Raw genomic sequence first — 12,967 nt, 5'->3', positions numbered from 1 at the left:
GTCGGAGTCGATGGGGTTCAGCGGGGCAGCACCACCCGCAGGATCCGGTCGTCGTCGTCCGCCGGGCGGCCGCGGCCGTCGCGATTGCTCGTCAGCACGTACAGGGCTCCGTCCGGCCCCTCGACGACATCCCGCAGACGTCCGAAACCTTCCAGCATGCGTTCCTGTCGCACGACGCGGGTGCCGTCCTCGCTGAGGACGAACACCCGCAGGTGGGCTCCGCGCAGGTTGGCAACCAGCAGCCGGCCGCGCCAAGCGCCCTGCGTGACGAAGCTCGCGCCCGCCGGCGCCCACGTCTCCTCCCCGCTGCAGGCCAGCGCATCGACAAACCCTGCACGCGGTGTCCCGCACACGACCTCCGGCCAGCCGTAGTTGGCGCCAGGCCGGATGAGGTTGACCTCGTCGTGCGCGCGGCCGAGCTCACCGCTGGGGCCGTGCTCCGTGGCATACAGCCGTCGCGTCTGTGGATGCCATGCCAGCCCCTGCACGTTGCGGTGCCCCAGCGAGTACACCGCAGAACCCGGGAACGGGTTGTCGGGTGGGATGCCGCCGTCCGGTGTCAGCCGTAGGATCTTGCCGGCCAGCGATTGCCGGTCCTGAGCCAGCGCGCGCTGCGCGGCGTCCCCCGTCCCGACATACAGCATCCCGTCCGGTCCGAAGAGGATCCGCCCGCCGTCGTGGATGCGGGCGCCGGGAATGTTGTCCAGGATGACGCGGTCGCGCACCAGGCGACCGTCCTGCTCCCGCAGCCGCTCTATGCGATTGCGCAGTCCGTTCTGGTCGTAGGTGTAGTAGACGTACACAAACGGCTGCCGCGGGAACTCAGGGTGGACAGCCAGTCCCAGCAGACCCCCCTCGCCGACGTGCGCCACAGGAAGCGTCGCCACCGGACTGCTGTCGAGGCGTCCGTCGCGCACCACGCGAACGCGCCCGGGTCGCTCCGACACGAACGCGCGCCCATCCGGCGCGAACGCGATGGCCCAAGGGACCTCCAGCCCGCGTAGATAGGTGGTGACCTGTGGGGCCGAGGCCACCGGCACCCCGCTCGCCAACGCGACCGTCAAGACGAGGCCCGCTGCCACGCGCATCCCATCCCTCCCGTTCCGGCAGACCGCCTGTGATCGAGGCCTGCCTCGAAGTGGATCGCACTCCCTTCTAGCCTCCGCGCGGGTTCGTATTCGCTCTCGCGAGGCACAAACGACCTCTCAATACAGGAGGAGACCGACGAGTGCGGCCAGCAGGATCGCGACGGCAGGATGCACGCGCAGGAAGCTGACGACGGCAAACGTCGCCAGCGCGATCAGCAACGTATCCCAAGACCGCACGCCGCTGGGCCCCAAATCCCACGCCGTCCACAGCAGCAGGCCGACGACCGCCGGACGGACCGCGTGCAGCATCGCGGCGACCTTCGGGTGGTCCTTGATGCCGAGGAACGTGAGCGCGAGGCCAACCATCAGCAGGGCCGAGGGCATTACGGTTCCGGCCAGGCCCGCCGCGCCCCCCAGCACGCCCGCGAGCCTGTAGCCGATGTAGGCGGACATCTTCGTCGCGATGGGCCCCGGCAGGGCGTTGCCGACCGCCAGAGCGTCCAGGAAGTCGGTCTCGCTCATCCAGCCACGCCCGATGACCTCTGCTTTCATCAGGGGGATCGAGGAGGGTCCCCCTCCGTATCCCAGCATCCCGACCTTCGCGAACGAAACGAAGATGTCCCACACGAGCTGCATTCTGTCCCCTCCACGTTCGATCTGCCACACCGATCCGCGACTGCACGCCTGCGCTGACTTTCGACGGAATGGCGTTTCGGTCCCTGCACCGACGAAGTCGACCTCGTCCAGAACGAAACGTGGCGTATACTGGTGACCATGGACGTGCTCCATCCCCGCCTCATGCCGTACCTGGAAGAACTCCTGCCGCCACGCGAACCGGTGTTGGCGGAAATGGAAGACCGCGCCCGCCGGACGGGATTCCCGATCGTCGGACCGGTAATCGGACAGATGTTCTACCTCCTGACACGGCTCGCCGGCGCGCGGACCGTCTTCGAACTGGGATCCGGTTACGGATACTCGACGGCGTGGTTCGCGATGGCCGTGCGCGACAACGGCGGCGGGACCGTCCATCACGTCGTGTGGGACGAAGGATTGTCGGCGGACGCGCGCGGCTACTTCGCCCGCATGGATTTGTTGCCGTTCGCCGAGTTCCACATCGGCGAGGCCGTCGCAGCGCTGCGCGCCCGCGAAGATCGGTTCGACGTGATCTTCAACGACATCGACAAGGAAAGCTACCCGGCCTCGCTTCCGGTCATCAAGGAGCACCTGCGCTCTGGGGGCTTGCTGCTGACGGACAACGTGCTCTGGCACGGCGCGGTTCTGAATCCCAAGGAGCGTGACGGGGCGACGGAGGCGATCCGGATCTACACGCGCCAGGTGTTCGCAGACCCCGATTTCGTCGCAAGCGTCGTACCGCTGCGAGACGGCGTGCTGGTTGCCCGGAGAACCTAGGACGGGCCGAAGAGGCCCGAACGCTCAGGGCCCGTCGGTTGCGTGCCGGCCGCAGGCGGCCGTCACTTCCACTTGACGGTGCACCCGACGGGCGGAGTCTCGGTCACGGGCGGGTCGCGACCTTCCAGGATGGAGTCCAGGGCTTCGCGCAGATGGTGGCGCCGGACGGCACCAGGGTCCTCGTAGTTGTCGTCGATCGCCCCGTGGTAGCGGAGTATCCCCTCTCGGTCGAACAAAAACACCTCCGGCGTCCGCTGGGCACCGTACGCGCGGGCCACTTCCTGCGTCGCGTCGCGCAGGTAAGGGAAGTTGAAGCCTTTCTCCGCCGCCCGTTCTCTCATCTTTTCGAAGCTGTCCTCCGGGTACTTCACGTCGTCGTTGGCGTTGATCGCCAGCAGCTGGACGCCGCGGTCGGCGTAGTCGCGCTGGATCGCGACCATGCGGTCCTCCCACGCCCGCACGTACGGACAGTGGTTGCAACTGAAGATCACCGCCACGACCCGATCTTTTAGGTAGTCGTGCAGACTGTGGGTCTTCCCGTCCACGCCGGGCAGACTGAACGGAATCGCCCGATCTCCGATCCTGAGGTTCGACATCGATCTCCTCCCCAGTGGCCGCGGTCGAAGGTACGGTCTTCAGCGGCGGTGGCTACGGCCTGGTCCTTCGTGGGGCTGCTCGCCGACGGTCCCCGGCCCGCCGCTCAGCGCTCGCTGCACGGCGCGGCGGATCGTCGCCTCGGAGGGCAGCGGCGACAGGCGTCCGTCCTCTGTGACGAACGTGCGGCAGGCGAGCCGGTACGGTCCTTCCGGAGGGGTGGGCGCGATGTCCTCGCCGTTGATGCGGATCGTCGGCGATCCGACGAACCGCCAGCGCTCGGCCTGTTCGTCGGTCTCCACCCTCACGATCTCGACGTCGGCCTGCACGCCCACCTCGGCGAGCACGCGGCGCAGGCGCTCCAGCGCCTGCGCGTGCGAAGGGCACCCGTCGAAGTACAGGAACGTCACCTCAAGCATGTTGCCACCTGATGCCGCCCAACTGGGCACAACGATCCGGTGTGCGGCCTTATGCCCGACAAGCAGACCTCGTCGTCCGAGGGCACCCCGCTCCGTCCAGGCCGTCTGACACCGACTGGACTAGCCAGCGGACCACCGTTCCACTACCACCTTCTTGTCGGTGTAGAACTCGACCGCGTCCTTGCCCTGACCGTGCAGGTCGCCGAAGAAGCTCTCCTTGATTCCGCAGAACGGGTAGAAGGCCATCGGAGCCGCCACGCCGACGTTGATGCCGATGTTGCCGGCCCGAGCCTGGTGGCGGAACTTCCGCGCGGCCGCCCCGCTGCCCGTGAACAGGCACGCCATGTTCCCGTAGCTCTGACGGTTGACCACCTCGATGGCCTCGTCGATGGTCTCCACTGCCACCAGTCCCAGCACGGGCCCGAAGATCTCCGTCCGCGCGATCACCCCGTCCGGGGGCACCCCGTCGAGGATCGTCGGCCGCACGAAGAACCCGCCCTCGTAGCCCGGAATGCGCGCGCCCCGACCGTCGACGACCACACGCGCGCCTTCCCTCGCGCCCTCGCCGATCAGGCCTTCGACGCGCGCCTTGCTCTCCGCGCGGATCACCGGCCCCATCTGCACCTCCGGATCCAGGCCACCGCCGACCCGCATCGCGCGCGCCACCTCCGCCATCGCCTCGAGGAACGGTTGCTTGGCGTCACCGACCACCAGCGCAAGCGAACTGGCCAGGCAGCGTTGCCCCGCGCACCCGAAGGCCGATTCTGCCACCACCCGCGGCACGAGATCCCAGTCCGCGTCGGGCATCACGATCACCGGGTTCTTCGCCCCACCCTGGCACTGCGCGCGTTTGCCGGCCGCCGTCGAGCGTGCGTACACATACCGGGCGACGGGCGTGGACCCCACGAAGCTCACCGCCCGGATGCCCGGATGGTCACAGATCGCGTCGACCGTCTCCTTGGCGCCATTCACGAGGTTCACGACGCCTGCGGGCAGCCCGGTGCGCTCCACGAGGCGCATGATCTTCTGGGCGGTGAGCGGCACCTTTTCGGACGGCTTCAACACAAACGTGTTCCCGCAGGCGATCGCATACGGCAAGAACCACAGCGGGATCATCCCCGGGAAGTTGAACGGCGTGATCGCCGCCACCACACCCAGCGGTTGCCGGTAGAGGTGCTCGTCGATCCCGCGTGCCACGTCCTCGTTGTTGTACCCCTGCATCAGCGTGGGGATCCCGCACGCCACCTCCACGTTCTCGATGCCCCTGCGCAGCTCGCCAACCGCTTCCCCGTACGTCTTCCCGCACTCGCGCGTCACGGTGCGTGCCAGGTCCTCCAGGTCGTCCTCGAGCAAACGCTTCAGCCGGAACAGGTACTGCACGCGTTCGGTCACCGGCGTGCGCCGCCACTCTTCGAACGCGCTGGCGGCCGAGCACACTGCCTCGTCGACGTCCTCCGGCGTGGACACCGTCGTGTGGGTGATCACCTTGCCCGTCGCAGGATCGTAGACGGGCAGTGCATCCGTACCCCGGGGGCGCTTCCACTCGCCTCCCACGCAGTTGAGCACTTCCTGCGTCGCCACGCCGCTCATGGCCAGAACCTCTCCTTCGATCGGTTCTCCTCGTACGCGGCCCGCGCTTCCTGGACCGTGCGCATCTGCGAGGTCTCCGCCACCGGTACGTCCCACCAGGACTCGTATGCGGGAACGCGGTCCGTACCGTCGACCTCGACCACGATCACCGTCGTGCGATCCTGGCGCCGGCTCTCTTCGAGGGCGGCCTGCAGATCCTCTTCGGTGACAGCCCGGACCGCGTGCGCCCCCAGTCCCTTCGCGCTGGCGACGAAGTCCAGCGCCAGGATGTCGCCGTCCAGCTGCCCGGTCTGGAGGTTGCGCAACCGCATCTCGGTCCCGAAGCCCCCCGATCCCACGACCCGCGACAGCCCGCCGATGCTGCTGAACCCGTGGTTGTCCAGCAGCAAGATCGTCAGCTTGTAGCCTTCCTGGATGGACGTGACGATCTCCGAGGACATCATCAGATACGAGCCGTCGCCGACCATGACGTAGACGTCCCGCCGGGGATCTGCCATCTTGACACCCAGACCGCCGGCGATCTCGTAGCCCATGCAGGAGTAGCCGTACTCGAGGTGGTACCCTTTCGGGTCGCGGGTGCGCCACAGCTTGTGCAGGTCCCCCGGGAGGCTGCCGGCGGCGCAGACCACGACGTCTTGCGGTCGGGAGAACGCGTTCACGATCCCGATCACCCGTGCCTGGCTGAGCGGCGGACCGTGCCGGCGTGTCGTGAGGCGCTCGACCTCCTGGTGCCACTCCCGTCGCAACCCCGCGATCTGTGCGGCGTAGTCGTCACCGATCCGATGGTCGGCGAGGGCGGCTGCCAGTTCGCCCAGCGCGACGCGCGCGTCGGCGACCAGCGGGAGAGCCGCGTGCTTGTGCGCGTCGAGTTCGCAGACGTTGATGTTGACGAAACGTACGTCCGGGTGCTGGAAGGCGGTCTTGGAAGCGGTGGTAAAGTCGGTGAGACGGGTGCCGATCGCCAGGACCAAGTCGGCTTCGCGCGCGGTGATGTTGGCAGCCGAAGACCCGGTCACGCCGATCGCACCCAGGTTCTGTGGGTGATCATACGGCAGGGATCCCTTGCCGGCCTGCGTCTCAGCAACCGGGACTCCGCTTCGTGACGCGAAGTCGGCGAGGGCTTCGTGCGCCTCGCTGTACAGCACCCCTCCGCCCGCCACGATCAGCGGGCGCCGGGCCGCGCGGATCCACTCGGCGGCGCGCCGGAGCAGAGCCGCATCGGGGCGGGAGCGCGCGATCTGCCAGACGCGCCGCTCGAACAGTGCCTCGGGGTAGTCCCACGCCTCTGCCTGGACGTCCTGCGGCAGGGCGAGCGTGACGGCGCCGACGTCGGCCGGCGAGGTCAGCACGCGCATCGCCTCCATCAACGCCGATGGCAGTTGGTCCGGCCGGTCGATGCGGTCCCAGTAGCGGGAGACCGGACGGAAGCAGTCGTTGACCGAGACGTCCTGCGACCACGGGGATTCCAACTGCTGCAGCACGGGGCCGACGTTGCGCCGGGCGAAGGCATCACCGGGCAGCAACAACACCGGCAGCCGGTTGATCGTGGCCGCGGCGGCGCCGGTGACCATGTTCGTCGCCCCGGGACCGATCGAGGACGTGCACGCGAAGGCCCGCAACCGGTTGTGCATCTTCGCGAACGCGCTGGCGGCGTGCACCATCGCCTGCTCGTTGCGGGCCGTGAACAGGCGCAGCTGAGGAAACTCCTGCAGGGCCTGGCCGATGCCGGCCACGTTCCCGTGGCCGAGGATGCCCCACACGCCGGCGAAGAACGGGATCTGGCGACCGTCCCGTTCGACGTGCTGCGCGGCGAGGAACGCCACGAGCGCCTGGGCCATCGTCAGCCGGCGGGTCTTCATCCGCCCGATGCGACCCTCCACCGCAGATGTACGACCGGGGGTGGGTTCGGATGTCCGAACGCTCTTCGATCGTCGGGACGGCCGACACAAGCGAAGCAGAGGGGGAGGAACTTGTCAACGGGGCTGAGCCCGCGGACTAGAACCCGCCCCGGGCCCGCACGAAATCCAGCGTTTCCTGTTCGTAGGGCATGAAGTTGGCACACCCGTGGCGCGTGACGACGATGGCGCCGCAGGCATTGCCCATGCGCGCGGCCCGGTGCCAGTCCCACCCGCGCAGAAAGCCGTAGATGAGCCCGCTCGCAAACGCATCCCCGGCTCCCAGCACGTTGCAGACGTCGACCGGGAACGGATCGGCGTGCATCTCCCGCGCACCGTCGAAGACCGTCGACCCGCGGGCTCCCTGCTTGACGACCACGGTCCGAGCACCGGCATCCTGCAATCGGCGGACGGCTTCCCCGATGCCGTCGGCGCCCGCAGCCGCGCACACCTCCTCCTCCGTGCCGATCGCCGCCTCCGCGCATCGCAGGGCACTGCGCAAAGTCGGGCCGAAGGCGCGGGGATCGTGCCAGAGGGTGGGTCGCAGGTCGAGGTCCACGAACACCGCGGCGCCCGCGGACGCGGCGAGTTCTGCCGCATACAGGGTCGCCGACCGGCTCGGCTCCGCAGACAGGCCCGTGCCGGTGATCAGCACCAACCGCGCATCGCCCAAGGGCGCGCCCAGCACGTCGTCGACGTCGATGGCGATGTCGGCGCAGTTGTCCCTGTAGAAGACCAGCGGAAACCGGTCCGGTGGCTCGATGCCGAGCAGCACGGCGCTCGTACGGCGTCCCGGTTTGCGTGCCACGAAACCCGTCTCCACCCCCTCTGCGTTCAGGAACGCCAGCACGAAGTCGCCGACCGGATCGTCACCGATCGCGGTCAGCAGCGCACTGCGCAGCCCCAACCGGCGCGTCCCGACGCTGATGTTCGTGGGGCAACCCCCGACGTACGCGGCGAAGCTGCGGATCTGGGGAAACGGTGCCCCAATGTCGTTGGCGTAGAGGTCGATGGAGCTGCGGCCCATCGCCAGCACGTCCCACCGGCGCTCACCCATCGTCGCCTTCCTCCATCGCGTGCGTGACAATGGGCACGCGCGGATCGCGATCCGACCACGTGTGCTTCACCCACTCGTGGTGCGGATCCTCGCTGTTCGCCAGCGACTGGGCCGACCCGGCGAGGAAGTTCAGGTAGTAACAGGTGTATCCGTACGCGGCGCTCACCGGGTGATAGCCTTCCGGCACGAGGACGATGTCGTCCTGCCGGGCGACGAGCGCGACGTCGAACGACCCGTCCGCGGCGTACAGCCGCTGGAGTGCGAACCCTTCCGGTCGATCGAACCGGTAGCAGTAGACCTCATCCAGATCTGCCTCCACCACGTCGCCCGAATCGTCGGTGCGATGGGCATCGTGCTTGTGCGGCGGGTAGCTGCTCCAGTTTCCTCCCGGCGTGTAGACCTCGACGCACACGAGCCGGTGGCACGGGAACCCCGGCGGCAAGATGCGGTTGATCTGCCGGGTGGCGTTGTGCCCGCCCCGGATCTCGGTCTCGACGTCGGCCGGGCCGATGCATCGAGCGTCGTGGTCTCGATCCGTCGGCGCCCACGCCCACGCCAGTTCTGCCAGCGGCGAGACCGCCGTCACCTCGAATTCGGTTCTCCTCGGCAGGTACAACGCATGCGGCATCCCGGCGAACACGTCGCGCCGCCTTCCGACGACCGGCCAGCGCCCGCGGTTCGACCGGACGGAGATGCGACCTCCGAGCACCACCAGCACCGCCTCGTTCTCGCCGGTCGCCGCCTGCCAAGTCTGTTCCCTTCCCAGGCGCCACATCTCGGTGTTGAGCGATTCCCATCCAGCGTCTTGGGCCGTCACACGGTTGACCAGACCCGTGCGATCGGGCCCGATGCGTGGGCGCACGAGGAAGCTGCGTGTGGCCTGGGGCACGAGGAAGACTTTGTACGCGGCGGGAAGAAATCCTTGCGGTGCGAGCAAGTGGGCGGATCGGCAGGCGAAGACGGAGGGCGCGGAGGCTGCGGTGGACGTCCGTGTCGGAACGGCGCCGATCAGTTGGGGGATCTGTGAGATCCCAGGTTGGGGTCCCCAGCTGCCGTACACGCGCGTGCTCGACGAGATCTCGCTGGCAGGGTACGCGGGGACCGAGCTGGGGCCGTTGGGGTTTCTTCCCCAGGACCCCGCGCGCTTGCGCGACGAACTGCAAAGCCGCGATCTGGTTCTGGCGGCGGCCTTCGTCCCCCTTGAGCTCTCCGATCCGGCATGCTACGAGGTCTGCGAGCAGTCGGTCCGCAAGGCGGCTGCCCTGTTGCAAGGTCTGGATGCGCGCGAGATCCTGCTCGCCGACGCCGGGGACGACTGGCGCCGCTCGATCGCCGGGCGACCGGATCTGACCATTTGCCACGGGGTCCCACCCGACGTGTGGCCGGGCTACGTCAAGCGGGTCGTAGGTCTAGCGCGCCTGTGCACCGATGTCTACGGGTTGCGGGCTTCCTTCCACCCCCACGGTGGCAGCTACGTGGAGCACCCAAAAGAGATCGCCCGGCTGATGGACGACACCGATCCGGATACCCTGTGGCTGTGTCTGGACACCGGCCACGTCGCGTTCGGCGGTGGGGACCCGGTGGCTCTCGCACGCGAGTACACGGCGCGGATCGGCCACGTCCACCTCAAGGACGTCGATCTGGACCGGCTGCACGCCCTCCTCGAGCGGGGGGCGGACTACGTGACCGCCGCCCGACGAGGGGTATTCGTCGAGCTCGGTGCCGGATCGGTCGACCTGCCCGGGATCGCCGCCGCGCTACGGCTTTCGGGCTACCGCGGCTGGGTGGTCGTCGAGCAAGACCGCGTCGTCGACACTTCGACCAAGACGCTGGGCAGCGCGCGGCACAATCGGGATGCGGTACGCTGGCTGTTTGACGCCTGACGACGCAGATACGCCGAGGCCTCCAGCCGAAGCCGCGTACGATCCCACGGCGGTCGGCGTCCCGCGGATCGAAGAGGGAAAGATGCAATGACATGTGTGCTGATCGCGACGCCCGGCGGCCTGCTGATCGCCCGGCGGGGATCGCGCTGGACCGTCGAAGTACACCTGTCAGACCGCTGGCCGGAGTGTGTAGCCATCGATCCCCACGATCCGGCGCGCATGTATTGTGGAACGCTGGGCACCGGGCTGTGGCGCAGCACCGATGCGGGCCGAACGTGGGCGCCCACCGGGGCAGGCATCCCTCATCGCGACGTCACCGCCGTCGCGGTCAGCCCGGCGGAGCACAACAGTGGCATCGGGGTGGTGTACGCGGGGACTGAGCCCAGCGCCGTGTTTCGATCCGACGACGGGGGCACCACGTGGGTTGATCTAGCAGGGCTGCGTGCGCTCCCATCGGCTGCGACCTGGAGCTTTCCACCCAGGCCGGACACCCACCACGTGCGCTGGATCGAACCCGACCCGAGGCGCCCCGGCAGGGTGTTCGTCGCCATCGAAGCGGGAGCGCTCGTGCGCACCCCCGACGGCGGCCGCACGTGGCTCGACCGCGTCCCCGGGGGTCCGTACGACACGCATACCGCCGCGACCCACCGGCTGGCCCCCGGTCGTGTCTACTCGGCGGCCGGCGACGGATACTTCGAGAGCCACGACGCCGGCGAGTCGTGGACCGAACGTGACGAGGGGCTCGAGCACCTCTACTTGGTCGGCATCGCGGTCGATCCCGACGATCCCGAGACGGTGATCGTCTCAGCGGCCGACGGGCCCTACGCCGCCTACGGCCCGCGCCACGCGGAAGCCTACGTCTATCGCAGGAGCCGGCGAGGCAGGTGGACGGCCGCGATGGACGGGCTCCCTGAAGCCGGGGGGACCGTGGCAAGCCGGTTCGCAACCCACCCCACCGAGCCGGGCGTGGTCTATGCCGCCAACAACCGGGGCGTGTTTCGTTCGGCCGACGCCGGGCTGCGCTGGGAGCTGCTCGACATCCCCTGGCCGAGCCCGGGGCTGGCCGACGGCGTGCGGGCACTGGTCCGCGTCCCGGATTGACGCCCGAGCCCGGCCGCCTCGGCCGCGGTCGCCGCACCCCTGCTGGAGTGGCTTCGCCACGGCACCCGGCCTGACGGACCTACAGGATCTCGTCCCGCTGCTCGAGCAGCACCCGGAGTAAAAGAGCCTGCTGAATACCTCGCGGTTGGGCGTCAAGCTGCGGCAGTCTCCGGCGGTGGTGCGAGAGCTGGCGGAGGCACAGACAACCTGAGCGATCAGTTCTCAAGCCGTCGAGTGACCTCCTCATCGGAGAGTGCGCGAGGGTCGTCTTCGAGGTCCAGCGCCTCCAAGGCCAGATAGAGGTCGAAGGCGGCCGGGCTGATCATCTGCCTGAGACGGTTCTCCAAATCGTACTTGCGCACGAACGACCACTCCTGTACCAGCCTCCGGTACAGCCACAGACACCGACTCCGCAGTTCGCGCAGCTGCTGGGTGGCCCGGTACGTGCGGTCGCGCTGGCCCTCCGCTTCCCGGATCGCCTTGTGGACCCAACGCAGCTCGGAGACGATCCGCTCGACCCGGCTTTCGCCCTCCGCATCGGGGGTCAGTCGGTTGGCGCGGACCAGCTCGATCAGCTTCTCCTCCGCTGCGTCCAGTGCGGCTTCCAGGAAGCGGAGCGGGCGTTCCTCCATATCCCTCCCCGGCGCGGCCGCTCTCGGTCGGAACGACGCCGTACCGCGCACGCTGCCTCGGAACGCTGTGTCGGAGACCCGATCCTCCCGATTCCCGGCATTCGTCGGGGAGGGAGCTCAGCAACGAAGGCGTGGGCGAACCGCCATCGCGTCTGATCGCTTACTGTACTCCCGCCGCGTGGAACGTAAAGCCGCATTTCGGCCGCATCTGTTTGTCCGTTCGGTGAAATCTCGCCTGCACGACCGACGATGTCGACGCATCCCATCGATCACCGCTCCGATTTCCAGTCGGGTGAGCCGCGGCGTTCCTCCGAACGAGTTCTTCCTCGTCCGAACGACGACTCCGAACTGGCCATTGGTGGGTAGGCGGATCGCCGCGCCCCGCGCAATACTGCTGGTCAACATGGGCGGTGGACTTTCGATGGCGAGGTTTCGCGTCCTGATCGTGGACGACACGACGCTGGTGCGGCAGGCGCTGGGCAGCCTGCTCGAGCGTCAGGAGTCCGTCGAGTGCGTCGGTGAGGCCGCCACGGTCCACGAGGCCGCGGCCATGGCGGCTGCACTCTCCCCGCACGTCGTCCTGATAGACCAAGACACGCAGGGGTTCGACATCTACCAGGCGGTGCGATTGCTCAAGCATCGGGCACCGTCCGCCGAGGTCGTCGTGCTGGGCGACGAGCCCGACGACGAGCGGGCGTTCCGGGCCCTCGAGGCGGGGGCCTGCGGGTACGTGCTCAAGGACATCCAGGTGGACACCCTCGTGCGCGCCATCGAGGGTGTGTGCAACGGGCGCACCCTGATGCATCCGCGCGTGACGCGCCGCCTGGTGGAGCGGTTTCGCGCTCTGATGCGGGAGAGACAAGACGGCGGCGTCCGGTCGCCGGCAGGTCTGACGGATCGGGAAATCGAGATCCTGGCGCACATGACGCACGGCGCGACCGACCAGGAGATCGCCCGCCGGATGTACCTCAGCCCGACGACCGTCAAGAGTCACATACGGTCGATCTTCCGCAAGACCGGCACGCGCAACCGGACGCAGGCGGTCGTGTACATACTCCAGAGCGGGTGGCGGCCTCGCCCCAGAGGATCTTTCGGGCACGGCCAGCCGACGGGCGGCGCGCGTCCGGACGGGGGAGACGGTGAGCGGTGACCGAGTGCTGTTCGTCACGACGGGCGCGCTGGGCCGCCGACACCGCGCCATGGGTCGCACCTTCACGCACGAAGGGGCATCGTGGCTGGTCAAGGGCATTTGCGCCGTTCGCTCCGACAACCGAGACCGGCAGCTGTGTTTGCTGCTC

Annotated in this window: 13 protein-coding genes; 4 read left to right on the top strand and 9 right to left on the bottom strand. The window is 68.4% G+C overall.

What is annotated here, in order from left to right:
• Positions 1-17: 17 nt before the first annotated feature.
• On the bottom strand, positions 18-1,088 hold the full coding sequence (locus tag QN163_06545) for a PQQ-dependent sugar dehydrogenase (protein ID MDR5683666.1): 1,071 nt from the start codon (positions 1,086-1,088) through the stop codon (positions 18-20).
• 117 nt (positions 1,089-1,205) lie between these two features.
• Entirely contained in the window at positions 1,206-1,724 is a 519-nt protein-coding gene (locus QN163_06540; GenBank protein MDR5683665.1) for a chromate transporter, read from the bottom strand.
• Positions 1,725-1,862: 138 nt separating this feature from the next.
• Here QN163_06540 and QN163_06535 point away from each other — a divergent pair, with 138 nt between their 5' ends.
• Positions 1,863-2,498 (top strand): O-methyltransferase, encoded by a 636-nt coding sequence (locus QN163_06535; GenBank protein MDR5683664.1) that lies wholly within the window; start codon positions 1,863-1,865, stop codon positions 2,496-2,498.
• Positions 2,499-2,560: 62 nt separating this feature from the next.
• Here QN163_06535 and QN163_06530 read toward each other — a convergent pair whose 3' ends face one another.
• The 6 genes from QN163_06530 to iolB all read right to left on the bottom strand — a co-directional run bounded on the left by QN163_06530 (position 2,561) and on the right by iolB (position 8,990).
• The gene (locus QN163_06530) at positions 2,561-3,094 is read right to left on the bottom strand and encodes a thioredoxin family protein (GenBank protein ID MDR5683663.1); all 534 of its coding nucleotides are present in this window, start codon (positions 3,092-3,094) and stop codon (positions 2,561-2,563) included.
• A gap of 39 nt (positions 3,095-3,133) precedes the next feature.
• Positions 3,134-3,511 carry a DUF2703 domain-containing protein gene (locus QN163_06525; GenBank protein MDR5683662.1) on the bottom strand — a complete coding sequence of 126 codons (378 nt, stop codon included), beginning with the start codon at positions 3,509-3,511 and terminating at the stop codon, positions 3,134-3,136.
• Between the two features lie 120 nt (positions 3,512-3,631).
• Positions 3,632-5,101 carry a CoA-acylating methylmalonate-semialdehyde dehydrogenase gene (locus QN163_06520; protein ID MDR5683661.1) on the bottom strand — a complete coding sequence of 490 codons (1,470 nt, stop codon included), beginning with the start codon at positions 5,099-5,101 and terminating at the stop codon, positions 3,632-3,634.
• A complete protein-coding gene (gene iolD / locus QN163_06515; protein ID MDR5683660.1) occupies positions 5,098-6,960 on the bottom strand; it encodes a 3D-(3,5/4)-trihydroxycyclohexane-1,2-dione acylhydrolase (decyclizing) in 1,863 nt (620 codons plus the stop codon). Before iolD ends, QN163_06520 begins: the two co-directional genes overlap by 4 nt.
• Positions 6,961-7,096: 136 nt before the next feature.
• Complete coding sequence (gene iolC / locus QN163_06510) at positions 7,097-8,053, bottom strand: 5-dehydro-2-deoxygluconokinase (GenBank protein MDR5683659.1); 957 nt, start codon at positions 8,051-8,053, stop codon at positions 7,097-7,099.
• Complete coding sequence (iolB, locus tag QN163_06505) at positions 8,046-8,990, bottom strand: 5-deoxy-glucuronate isomerase (protein ID MDR5683658.1); 945 nt, start codon at positions 8,988-8,990, stop codon at positions 8,046-8,048. Before iolB ends, iolC begins: the two co-directional genes overlap by 8 nt.
• Positions 8,991-9,033: 43 nt before the next feature.
• On the opposite strand from iolB, the gene QN163_06500 reads away from it, so the two are divergent.
• Together QN163_06500 and QN163_06495 are read left to right on the top strand one after the other, a co-directional pair.
• Entirely contained in the window at positions 9,034-9,936 is a 903-nt protein-coding gene (locus QN163_06500) for a TIM barrel protein (GenBank protein MDR5683657.1), read from the top strand.
• An 87-nt stretch (positions 9,937-10,023) separates the two neighbouring features.
• The gene (locus QN163_06495; protein ID MDR5683656.1) at positions 10,024-11,037 is read left to right on the top strand and encodes a hypothetical protein; all 1,014 of its coding nucleotides are present in this window, start codon (positions 10,024-10,026) and stop codon (positions 11,035-11,037) included.
• A 215-nt stretch (positions 11,038-11,252) separates the two neighbouring features.
• Here QN163_06495 and QN163_06490 read toward each other — a convergent pair whose 3' ends face one another.
• Positions 11,253-11,669 carry a hypothetical protein gene (locus QN163_06490; protein ID MDR5683655.1) on the bottom strand — a complete coding sequence of 139 codons (417 nt, stop codon included), beginning with the start codon at positions 11,667-11,669 and terminating at the stop codon, positions 11,253-11,255.
• A gap of 421 nt (positions 11,670-12,090) precedes the next feature.
• Between QN163_06490 and QN163_06485 the strand changes: the two genes are divergently transcribed.
• Positions 12,091-12,819, top strand: coding sequence for a response regulator transcription factor (locus QN163_06485; GenBank protein MDR5683654.1), 729 nt, complete (start codon positions 12,091-12,093; stop codon positions 12,817-12,819).
• Positions 12,820-12,967: the final 148 nt, after the last annotated feature.

It is taken from the genome of Armatimonadota bacterium, from assembly GCA_031432545.1.
Taxonomy (GTDB): Bacteria; Sysuimicrobiota; Sysuimicrobiia; order Sysuimicrobiales; family Sysuimicrobiaceae; genus Caldifonticola; species Caldifonticola tengchongensis.
The sequence above is the reverse complement of the archived record's forward strand: the minus strand, read 5'-3'. Positions and strand labels throughout refer to the sequence as shown.

What these genes read in the sequence shown, in the direction of transcription:
- QN163_06540 (MDR5683665.1), bottom strand. Translation starts at nt 1,724, where the DNA reads ATGCAGCTCGTGTGGGACATCTTCGTTTCGTTCGCGAAGGTCGGGATG.
- QN163_06520 (MDR5683661.1), bottom strand. Translation starts at nt 5,101, where the DNA reads ATGAGCGGCGTGGCGACGCAGGAAGTGCTCAACTGCGTGGGAGGCGAG.
- QN163_06535 (MDR5683664.1), top strand. Translation starts at nt 1,863, where the DNA reads ATGGACGTGCTCCATCCCCGCCTCATGCCGTACCTGGAAGAACTCCTG.
- QN163_06525 (MDR5683662.1), bottom strand. Translation starts at nt 3,511, where the DNA reads ATGCTTGAGGTGACGTTCCTGTACTTCGACGGGTGCCCTTCGCACGCG.
- QN163_06485 (MDR5683654.1), top strand. Translation starts at nt 12,091, where the DNA reads ATGGCGAGGTTTCGCGTCCTGATCGTGGACGACACGACGCTGGTGCGG.
- QN163_06495 (MDR5683656.1), top strand. Translation starts at nt 10,024, where the DNA reads ATGACATGTGTGCTGATCGCGACGCCCGGCGGCCTGCTGATCGCCCGG.
- QN163_06530 (MDR5683663.1), bottom strand. Translation starts at nt 3,094, where the DNA reads ATGTCGAACCTCAGGATCGGAGATCGGGCGATTCCGTTCAGTCTGCCC.
- QN163_06490 (MDR5683655.1), bottom strand. Translation starts at nt 11,669, where the DNA reads ATGGAGGAACGCCCGCTCCGCTTCCTGGAAGCCGCACTGGACGCAGCG.
- iolC (MDR5683659.1), bottom strand. Translation starts at nt 8,053, where the DNA reads ATGGGTGAGCGCCGGTGGGACGTGCTGGCGATGGGCCGCAGCTCCATC.
- QN163_06545 (MDR5683666.1), bottom strand. Translation starts at nt 1,088, where the DNA reads ATGCGCGTGGCAGCGGGCCTCGTCTTGACGGTCGCGTTGGCGAGCGGG.
- iolD (MDR5683660.1), bottom strand. Translation starts at nt 6,960, where the DNA reads ATGAAGACCCGCCGGCTGACGATGGCCCAGGCGCTCGTGGCGTTCCTC.